Source organism: Plectonema cf. radiosum LEGE 06105 (genome assembly GCF_015207665.1).
GTDB lineage: Bacteria > Cyanobacteriota > Cyanobacteriia > Cyanobacteriales > Nostocaceae > Rivularia > Rivularia radiosa_A.
The window spans coordinates 1-1329 of record NZ_JADEWL010000313.1 but is presented as its reverse complement, the minus strand read 5'-3'; the positions used below and the strand labels follow the sequence as shown (position 1 = coordinate 1329).

Annotated in this window: 2 protein-coding genes; both read left to right on the top strand. The window is 41.2% G+C overall.

Going from position 1 to position 1329, the window contains the following annotated elements; genetic code table 11:
- Positions 1–80 precede the first annotated feature (80 nt).
- Positions 81–1016: a helix-turn-helix domain-containing protein gene (locus IQ247_RS32175; RefSeq protein WP_511023010.1), complete on the top strand. Its 936-nt coding sequence runs from the start codon at positions 81–83 to the stop codon at positions 1014–1016.
- The gene (locus tag IQ247_RS33795; RefSeq protein WP_511023011.1) at positions 905–1279 is read left to right on the top strand and encodes an integrase core domain-containing protein; all 375 of its coding nucleotides are present in this window, start codon (positions 905–907) and stop codon (positions 1277–1279) included. Before IQ247_RS32175 ends, IQ247_RS33795 begins: the two co-directional genes overlap by 112 nt.
- The last annotated feature ends 50 nt before the right edge of the window (positions 1280–1329 follow it).

Here is a 1329-nt window from a genome sequence, read left to right as displayed (position 1 = left end):
TGAAGTAGTTACGATTTAATCTGACAGTTAGGATTACCTTTAAGTGACCAAACTAAAGTATAATCCTAAAAACTGTCAGAATGAAAACTGAAACAAAGGTAATCAAAACTAAGGTAGGACTGCTCAAATTAGCTGAGCATTTGGGTAATGTTTCTCAAGCCTGTAAAGTATTTGGCTATAGCAGAGATTCATTTTATCGCTATAAGCAACTGTACGATGAAGGTGGCGAAATGGCTTTGGCTGAATTGAGCAGGAAAAATCCCAATCCCAAAAATAGGATTGATCCTGCTATTGAAGAACGAGTAGTTGCTCAAGCTTTGGAAAACCCTGCATTAGGTCAGTTACGCACGGCTAATGAGCTCAAAAAGGAAGGTATTTTTATTTCTCCTTGTGGAGTACGTTGTGTATGGCTGCGCCATAATCTAGAAACGTTCAAAAAGCGGTTGAATGCTTTGGAAGCTAAAGTAGCAGAAGAAGGCATTTTACTCACTGAATCCCAGGTTGCTGCTTTAGAAAAAGCGAAAGTTGAAAAGGAAGCACATGGGGAAATTGAAACTCATCATCCCGGATATTTAGGCGCCCAGGACACTTACTATGTGGGAACTATCAAAGGCGTTGGTCGGATCTATCAACAGACGTTCATTGATACTTACGCAAAAGTGGTTCATTGTAAGCTGTATGACCGTAAAAATGCACTAGTCGCTGCTGATCTGCTCAATGATCGTGTAGTACCCTTTTACGATGAATATGACATCCCGTTGCTACGCGTATTAACAGATCGGGGTACTGAATACTGCGGTGCTCGTGAGCATTCCCGCGGGGACCGCATGAGTATCAGCTTTATCTGGCTGTGGAGGATATTGATCATTCCAAAACAAAGGCAAAGAGTCCACAGACCAATGGGATTTGTGAACGTTTTCACAGAACAATTCAGGATGAGTTTTATGCTATTGCATTTAGAAAGAAGATTTATTCTAGTATGGACCAATTGCAAACTGATCTGGACCTATGGCTAAACTACTACAATGGGCAAAGAACTCATACGGGCAAGTATTGTAATGGACGAACCCCTATGCAAACCTTCCAGGAGGATTTAGATAAAGCCAAGGAGAAAATGCTTTCACAATTGTCCGATAGATTTAGTAAATTACCTGAGGCTGGTGAAGCGGAAGCAAGCAATGGTGGAGACCAACTTGCCAGGAATAGCCAGTCCGACCGAAATGAAAACGGGGCTAATCAAGCCCCGTTTCTACAAAACATTTTGGGAAGTAATCCCTAAAAAAACTCATCTTACAATCCCAACTGTCAGAGCAAATCTAAACTATTACA

What these genes read in the sequence shown, in the direction of transcription:
- IQ247_RS32175 (WP_511023010.1), top strand. Translation starts at nt 81, where the DNA reads ATGAAAACTGAAACAAAGGTAATCAAAACTAAGGTAGGACTGCTCAAA.